Source organism: Candidatus Eisenbacteria bacterium, assembly GCA_035577985.1.
Classification (GTDB): Bacteria; Desulfobacterota; Binatia; order DP-6; family DP-6; genus DATJZY01.
Map to the genome: position 1 here is coordinate 1 of DATJZY010000159.1, position 7,047 is coordinate 7,047.

Below are 7,047 nucleotides of genomic sequence, written 5' to 3' on the forward strand. Positions count from 1 at the left end.
ATGACCTGCCGGCTCAGCTCGATTCCGTTGGCCAGGAGACGACCGACGGCCGAACAGAGCAGGCCGAGCGAGAAGATCGCGCCCTTGTGCGTGTTTACACCGCCCGTCGCCCGGAGCATCGCTCCCTCGCACTCCACGCCCTGGGGACGTACGAGCGGCAGGAAGTCGCGCGCAGCAACACTGGCGCACTCGTAGCCCCTCTCCACGAAGCGCGGCCACCAGGGTTCGATGGCGCGCGCGCTCGCCAGGAACGTCTGCACGTTCATGTCCCGGTGGGCGCCGCAATTGCGGAGATCCACCAGCCCGGGCTTCGGCGTCAGCAGCAGCTCCGTCCGCAGCGCCTGGTCGGCATATGCGGCGACGAGGCTCGCCGTGCTCGCCGGATGGAGTCCGGAGAGCAGATCGGAGAGCGCGATGTCAAGCGTCGGCGTGCAGACCGAAATCACTGGCGATCCTCGCTATCGCATCGAGCACACGCTCGAGGGGGTGGCGGCGCGAGCGGGCGCATTCCCGTGCGGGCTGGTCGCACACCAGGCAACGCCGCTCTGGATGCCCGAGCTGCTTGCGCGACAGCATGCGAGGACCGGGCGCGATCACGTCGAGGTCCCAGAGCCTTCCCAGCGGGTGCCGATCTTCCAGCTCGATGGTGGCCGCCTTCAAGATCTCTGGCTCCCCGTCGATGACATAGAGCGCTTCCGGGCCGGTCTGCTGCCACGAGACTTCGCGCGACAGGACGGGCCAGCGCCTGTCGCTCGCTGTCGTCTCCAGCTCGCCGAGTGCCAGCTCCAGCACGCTCCGTTGCAACCAGCCATCCTTCAGCGGGCCCGGCATCACGAGGGTCATCGACACCAGGGGCCTGCCGAAGCGCGCCAGCGCAGTGCCCTGTCGAGCGACCCGCTCCTCTCTGGCATCCAGCATCTGCTCGATGCCGACGGGGGGGCCACCGACGATCGCGACGAGCGCACGCATGATCAGTTCTTCACCTGCCGCACGACGTCGATCACACTGCCGTCGCGATAGCGGATGATCCCGACGATGCGATCCGTGAACTCGAGGGGCTCCGGCTCGCCGGTCAGGGCGACCGCCTTCTCGTACAGCTCCTTGATCGTCATGACGGGCAGCCGAGCGTCGCGCAGGCGCTTCTCGACCTCCGGCCGCGCCGGGTTCACGGCGATGCCGTGGTCGGTCACCAGCACGTCGACCGATTCCCCGGGCGTCAGCAAGGTCGTCACGCGGCGCACGACCGTCGGGATGCGGCTCCGCACCAACGGCGCCACGATGATGGTCAGGTCGGCCGCTGCCGCCACGTCGCTATGTCCGCCCGATGCGCCGCGCATGACCCCGTCGGAGCCGGTGATCACGTTGACGTTGAAGTCGAGGTCGATCTCCAGCGCGCTCTCGATCACGACGTTCACCCGATCGACGCAAGCGCCCCTCGAAGTGGGATTCGCATACTCGTTGGCCGAGATCTCGAGGTGGGCGCTCGAAGTGCGCAGCGATTCCGCTGCGTCGCGATCGAACGACTGCACGTCGACGATCGCCTCGATCAGCCCCTTCTTGTGCAGATCGGCGATGCTGCCAGTGATGCCGCCCAGGGCGAAGCTCGCCTTGATGCCCTTGCGCGTCATGCGCTCCTCGAGGAACCGGGTGGCGGCCGTGGACGACGCGCCCGAGCCCGTCTGCATGGAGAAGCCGCTCTCGAAATAGCCGGCGTGCTCGATGACGTCCGCGGCGCGCCGCGCGATCAGCAGCTCTCGCGGATTGCTGGTCACGCGCGCCGCGCCGACGCTGATCAAGGTGGGGTCGCCCACCTGATCCAGCTTGACGATCCAATCGACGCGGTCCTGCGAGATGCTGACCGGGTGATTCGGGAAGTCCACGAGCTCTTCGGTCAGCAGCACGACCCGGCGGGCGTACTGGGCATCGACTTTCGCATAGCCGAGCGAGCCGCAGCTGAGCTTGCCGTGCGAGCCGTTCGCGTTGCCGAACTCGTCACAACAGGAGACGCCGAGGAAGGCGACGTCGATTTTCAGCTCCCCCGTCTGGAGCAGGTGAACCCGGCCTCCGTGCGAGTGAATCTGGACGGGTCGCTTCATCAGGCCGTTCGAGACCGCTTCCGCGAGCTTGCCACGCAGGCCGGACGTATAGATCTGCGCGACGACCCCGCTCCGAATGTGCTCGACGAGCGGATCGTGACAGTTCAGCAGCGAGCTCGAGGCGAGCGTCAGGTTCTTGAAGCCGAGACGCGCCAGGGTATCGACGACCTGGTTGACCACCTTGTCGCCCTCGCGGAAGGCGTGATGGAAGGAGATGGTCATTCCATTCTCGAGCCCCGAGCGCCGGATAGCCTCCTCGAGCGATCCACAGAGCTTGCGGTGCAGCTTGGTGTCCTGGCTCTCGAGATAGGGCGTCGACGCGTTCGCTCCAGCGAACGGCCGCAGCGGGCCGAGCGCGGGATCCTGCGTCTTCAGTCGTACGAGGGTCTCGTTCGTGTTCATGACCAGCTTCCTTTGTTTCGACCGTGGTCCCTGTCAGGAGGCCTCGGCGATCTGCAAAGTCATTTCCGCCTCGTCGATCACCGGCGGATCGATCATCTTGCCGTCGAGCGACACGACTCCGAGTCCATTGCGATGCGCCTCGTCCGCAGCCGCGAGCACACGCTTCGCATGATTCACCTCGTCCGGCGTCGGCGCGTAGGCCGCGTGCAGCAGAGGAATCTGCTTCGGGTGGATCAACGACTTGCCGTCGAACCCGAGCTCCTTCGCGATCCTGACCTCCCGAAGGAAACCCTCGTCGTCGTTCACGTTCCCGTACGCGACGTCGAAGGCATCGATGTGCGCCGCACGTGCGGCGTGCAGCACGGCGGCCCGCGCGTAGAACAGCTCGGGCTCCGATCCGTCGCTGCGCTTCGTGTGCATGTCGACCAGGTAATCGAATCCGGCCAGGGCGATCGCAATCATCCGCGGGGAAGCGGTCGCGATCGCCACGGCGTTCACCACGCCGGATGCGGACTCGATCGCGGCCATCAGCTTCGTGTCGCCGGCCAGGCGACCGCACGCTTTTTCGATCCGCGCCACGTGCGCCTCGAGCTGACGGATATCCTCGGCGGTCTCGGTCTTGGGCAGACGCACGATGTGGGCGCCCCCTCGGACTGCAGCTTCCAGATCCTTGATCCCGAACTCCGTATTCAGCTCGTTGATACGCACGACGGTCTCGATCGCGCGATAGGCCGGGTGTCGCAGCGCCTGATACACGAGCAGGCGGGCGGAATCCTTCTCGCGCGGCGAGACCGCGTCCTCCAGGTCGAACATGACGGAGTCCGGTTTGAAGACGAATGAAGTGCTCAACATCGCCGCGTTGTCGCCGGGGACGAAGAGCATGCTTCGACGCAGCTTCATGACAGTTTCTCCCAATCGAGGTCTTCCGGAGCACAGGCGCGCAGCAACGCCGCCTGCACGCGTGCTCGGATCACGCAATCCAGAGCACCCTTGTCTTCGATCGCGATCGCCGCCTCGGTGATCGACAGCGCGTCCAGCGTGTCGGTGACGACGCGCCGGATCTGCTTGCCGAACTGCTTGATCACCTCGCTCCGGATCGCGATGTCGCGAGTCCCGTTGGCGCCAGGGGCCACCTTGACCAGCAGATCGCTGGATTCCAGGGTACCTGCGACGGCTTCCTTGATGACCTTCATGCCGTTTGCTCTCCCGATTGACGTGGCGCTCGCTGCTGCCGGGAATCTCTTCTCGAGGAACTGCAACGTCGTCGCGGGGACGAGCGCTGCGATCCTTCCGAAATCGCGCTGCGCGAGGAGCCGTCTCACTTCGGTCGCGGAGATGGGCACGCCGCCGACGGAAGCACGGGGGGTCTCGACGACGCCGATCGGCGGCGCCACAGACGCCGCGTCCTCGAGCCACTGCTTCATCTGCGTGTTGTAGCTGTTGGTGACGCGATCGAAGGGCTCGGTCCCCACGTAGCGATGGGTGATGCCCAGCGCGGGGGCGATGTATTCGCGAAACAGGAGCAGATCGATCGCGGCCCAGCTCCGCTCGACGAGCGCCTGGTCCTTCAGGAAATAGGCGGGGAAGGTGGCGCGGGAGATGATGTAATCGGAGCCGGGATGCAAGGTCAGGTTGTCGATCCCCTGCACACCCGCCGCGACCAGCGCGAAGCGATCCGCGTAGGAGAACGACGAGGCGTCTTCTTTCACGACGAACACGTGGAGCCAGTCGCACGCGCGAGCGGCATGCTCGACCAGATAGCGGTGGCCGAGGGTGAAGGGATTGGCGTTGAGCACGATGCCGCCGACTCTCGTCCCGGGCCGGCGCTGCGCGCGCAGGGAGTCGCAATATCTCTCGATCGCGACGGGACTGTTCTCCATCACGACGACCCGCTGTGGAACTTCGACCACCGGATAGAACCCCCAACCGCGGAAGAAAGGCAGGTTGCGGGGCGCGGTGTAGAGGAAGAGGTGGAACTGACCTCTTGCCGCCGCGAGGTTGACGACCTCGCCGCCGAGCCTGAGGCTGAGCGACTCGCCGCGCGCGTCTTCGGCGACGGCAACGCACTTGATCGTGGAGTGATCCAGGCCCGCGCAGGCGACGAGGCGCCCCTGCCGCCGGCACACCACGAACACCTCGATCTGGGAATCGAGATCCAGATCGCTGGCAGCGAGCAGCTTCCCGATCTCCTGAAGCTCGGGAGGCGCGTCCTTCGGTTGCACGGTGTAGAAGTGGTCTGTGGTGTCCATGGGCGTAAGCGCTCTCACGCGGGGATCAGAAGATTCGAGGCCCAGATCAGGATCGGGATGGAAACGAACGAGAACACGCGGGTGCCGAGCACCGTGGTCGAGGACTCGGCCTGGAGCTTGCCGCGTTCTTCGGCGTACATGGTCGTGATGACTGCGGATGGCAGGCCCACGAGCAGGACAGCCTCTTTCGCGACGGCGCCTTTGATCTCCAACATGAGGACGATGCCGAGCATGACTGCGGGACACACCAGATTCTTGATGACGGTGTCGAATGCGACGGCTTTCGTCAGTCGCACCTTTTCCTGGGCGATGATGAGTCCCGAGACGAAGAGTGAGATGGCGGTCGTCGCACCACCGATCAGATCGAGCGACGAGATGATTAACTTCGGCACCGCGACATCGAGGAGCACGAGCGCGATGCCGATGAAGGGCAACCACACACGGGGCTCGGTCACCGCCTTCACGATCGTCTCGACGGCAGCACGAGCCCCAGCACTCGCGCCCTTCTCCGAATCGAGCTTCAGCAAGACGTTAGTGATAGGAAGGATGAAGAGAACCGGGACCAGATTCGCGATGAGAATTGGGTAGAGACTCGAAGGACCGAACAGCTGGCCGAGGATGGGGACGCCCATGAAGACCATGTCCGGGAAGATGAGGAGGTCCGTCCTCAACGTCGACGTGCTGAGGTCCCACTTCAGCACGTACCGGCATCCGAGCAGCACGACGAGGTAGGGAAGCAGGAGCCCGACGACGAAGAGCAGCGGAATCCTGTAGTCCATCAGGTCCGCGCGCGGCGTCTTCAGCATCCCCGCGATGAGCAGCGGGGGCAGGAGCCAGGTGAGAACGAGCTTCGTCAGCTGCGTCCGGTCGGTGGCCCCGAAGATTTCGCGGTACCCCGCCCAGTAGCCGAGGAACATGACGAAGGCGACGGGAACGAGCGTCGTGGCAATCGTGTTCAGCACACGAACGCCTTCAGTGGTTGCGCAGCCGGTCTGCGATCGCGACCACGCGCTCGGCCTCGCGGACCATGGCCGGCTCGACGACATGGCCGTTCAGCACGGGCGTACCCGTGCCGGCTGCGGCGCAGGCAGCCAGCACCGAGCGCGCGTGCGCCACGGTGTCCGCCGAGGGCGAAAAGATCGCATTGATCTCGGGGAGCTGTTCGGCGTGGAGAGCCGCCTTGCCCGTCATGCCCAGCCTGCGGCTCGCGCTGGCTTCCTGCTTGAAGCCGGCATCGTCGGGCTTGAAGTAGGGCACGTCGATGGCTGCGATGCCGGTCGTGGCCGCAGCCGCGACGAGGCGGGAGCGCGCGAACAGCAGGTTCTCCCAGGAGCCTTCGGCACCGAGGTCGGCGGCCAGATCACCGCCGCCGAGGAAGAGCCCGCAGACCCGCTCGTGCGCGTCGGCCATGAAATGGGCGACGAAGACCGCCCGCGCCAGCTCGACCATCGGGAGGACGCCGATCGCGGAGCGTGTGCCATCGAGGATGTCGGCCACGATCCGGATCTCGTCCGCGGACTGACACTTCGGAATGATGATCGCGTCGGGGCGCCCTTCGGCTTCGTGGAGCACGAGCAGGTCGCGAAGCCCTTCGACCGAGTGCGGGCTGTTGATGCGGAGGATGCGCACGAAGTCCACTTCCGGCTTCTCCCGGAAGAACTCGAGCGCGGCGTGCTGGGCTCGTCCCTTGTCGGCGACGGCGACGGTGGACTCGAGGTCCACGATGATCGCGTCGCCCGCCCGGGCGGCAGCGAAGCGCTCGGGATGCGAGCCCGGTGTGAGCAGGAAGCTGCGGCACGCGCGGAGGCGGGTGCGAAGCGAAACGGGGGGCACGGGTTGCATATCAATACCTCCGGGTCTCAACGGCGGTGTTGCAGCCTGCGTGCCATCTCGCGGCGTCGGCAGAGCGCGGCGCGAGCACGGGGTGCCACTGCGTGGGCGATGGTGCCGGCCGGACGGCGAGCGGCATCGGCGGGGGATCCAGCGCGTCGACGAAAAGATGAAACCGGAGGTCGAGCGCGTGCTCCGTCGCCCTCGGCGGGAAGGTGCGTGCGCAGACAGGATACGAGGAAACCGTGGCGGCCTTCTACAAGCATCTGCCGCTCGCGTCGATGCGCTGCAGCCTCGATGCCAAGCACCTGGCCCGCCGCCACTGCGACGAGTGTGGCCTTGCGTTCTGCTGGCTCTGTGATGCCGTCGTGCATGACGATCCCGGAAGGGCCACGCATCGGCGCTATCCGTTCGGGCACGTGGCATGGGACGTGTCGGTGTCACCCTCCCTGGTGGAGCGGCTCGAGCGT

Annotated in this window: 8 protein-coding genes; 1 reads left to right on the forward strand and 7 read right to left on the reverse strand. The window is 66.0% G+C overall.

The annotated features are described in order from the left end of the window. From VMS22_22880 to VMS22_22910, 7 genes are all read right to left on the reverse strand, one after another. Positions 1–446: triphosphoribosyl-dephospho-CoA synthase (locus tag VMS22_22880; protein ID HXJ36891.1), on the reverse strand; the 446-nt coding region annotated here is incomplete at its 3' end. After that, entirely contained in the window at positions 418–969 is a 552-nt protein-coding gene (citX, locus tag VMS22_22885) for a citrate lyase holo-[acyl-carrier protein] synthase (protein HXJ36892.1), read from the reverse strand. The genes citX and VMS22_22880, both read right to left, overlap by 29 nt. A gap of 2 nt (positions 970–971) precedes the next feature. After that, a complete protein-coding gene (gene citF, locus VMS22_22890) occupies positions 972–2,498 on the reverse strand; it encodes a citrate lyase subunit alpha (protein HXJ36893.1) in 1,527 nt (508 codons plus the stop codon). A 33-nt stretch (positions 2,499–2,531) separates the two neighbouring features. Then, positions 2,532–3,398: an aldolase/citrate lyase family protein gene (locus VMS22_22895; GenBank protein ID HXJ36894.1), complete on the reverse strand. Its 867-nt coding sequence runs from the start codon at positions 3,396–3,398 to the stop codon at positions 2,532–2,534. After that, positions 3,395–4,747 (reverse strand): [citrate (pro-3S)-lyase] ligase, encoded by a 1,353-nt coding sequence (gene citC / locus VMS22_22900; GenBank protein ID HXJ36895.1) that lies wholly within the window; start codon positions 4,745–4,747, stop codon positions 3,395–3,397. Before citC ends, VMS22_22895 begins: the two co-directional genes overlap by 4 nt. A gap of 14 nt (positions 4,748–4,761) precedes the next feature. Then, positions 4,762–5,709 (reverse strand): AEC family transporter, encoded by a 948-nt coding sequence (locus tag VMS22_22905; GenBank protein ID HXJ36896.1) that lies wholly within the window; start codon positions 5,707–5,709, stop codon positions 4,762–4,764. Positions 5,710–5,719: 10 nt separating this feature from the next. Then, positions 5,720–6,580 (reverse strand): aldolase/citrate lyase family protein, encoded by an 861-nt coding sequence (locus VMS22_22910; protein ID HXJ36897.1) that lies wholly within the window; start codon positions 6,578–6,580, stop codon positions 5,720–5,722. A 242-nt stretch (positions 6,581–6,822) separates the two neighbouring features. Here VMS22_22910 and VMS22_22915 point away from each other — a divergent pair. Next, the coding region (locus VMS22_22915; protein HXJ36898.1) for a hypothetical protein at positions 6,823–7,047 on the forward strand (225 nt) is incomplete at its 3' end.

Bases quoted from the DNA above. Each gene is read 5' to 3' on its own strand.
- citX (HXJ36892.1), bottom strand. From the start codon at position 969: ATGCGTGCGCTCGTCGCGATCGTCGGTGGCCCCCCCGTCGGCATCGAG.
- citF (HXJ36893.1), bottom strand. From the start codon at position 2,498: ATGAACACGAACGAGACCCTCGTACGACTGAAGACGCAGGATCCCGCG.
- VMS22_22895 (HXJ36894.1), bottom strand. From the start codon at position 3,398: ATGAAGCTGCGTCGAAGCATGCTCTTCGTCCCCGGCGACAACGCGGCG.
- citC (HXJ36895.1), bottom strand. From the start codon at position 4,747: ATGGACACCACAGACCACTTCTACACCGTGCAACCGAAGGACGCGCCT.